Source organism: Pseudoalteromonas sp. Angola-7 (assembly GCF_028599255.1).
Taxonomy (GTDB): Bacteria; Pseudomonadota; Gammaproteobacteria; order Enterobacterales; family Alteromonadaceae; genus Pseudoalteromonas; species Pseudoalteromonas atlantica.
Map to the genome: position 1 here is coordinate 1 of NZ_JAQREL010000046.1, position 503 is coordinate 503.

The 503-nt window shown below is 42.1% G+C and carries 1 protein-coding gene; it reads left to right on the top strand.

Annotated features, from left to right (window positions below):
• Window positions 1-503: efflux RND transporter permease subunit (locus PSH50_RS21020; RefSeq protein WP_273610073.1), on the top strand; the 503-nt coding region annotated here is incomplete at both ends.

Consider the following 503-nt stretch of genomic DNA (forward strand, 5'->3'; position numbering starts at 1 on the left):
GTTTACGACCGCTCAAACTTAATTAACAACGCAATAAGTAATCTGACAAGCAAACTTGTTGAAGAGCTGATTGTTGTAGCGCTTGTGTGTGTTGTGTTTTTGTTTCATGTGCGCTCATCTTTGGTGGCTATTGTTACCTTACCGCTGGGTATTTTAACGGCGTTTATTGTGATGTATTGGCAAGGAATTAACGCTAATATTATGTCTTTGGGCGGGATTGCGATTGCCATAGGGGCAATGACCGATGGCGCCATAGTAATGATTGAAAATATGCATAAGCATATGGAAAAAACGCCTCTGACTGAGCAAAACCGTTGGGAAGTCGTTATTAAAGCGACAAGCGAAGTAGGCCCTGCGCTGTTTTTTAGTTTATTAATTATTACCGTGAGTTTTTTGCCTGTATTTATTTTAGAAGCGCAGGAAGGGCGAATGTTCTCACCTCTTGCTTACACTAAAACTTATGCAATGGCGGCTTCAGCGGGATTAGCGATCACCCTAGTGCC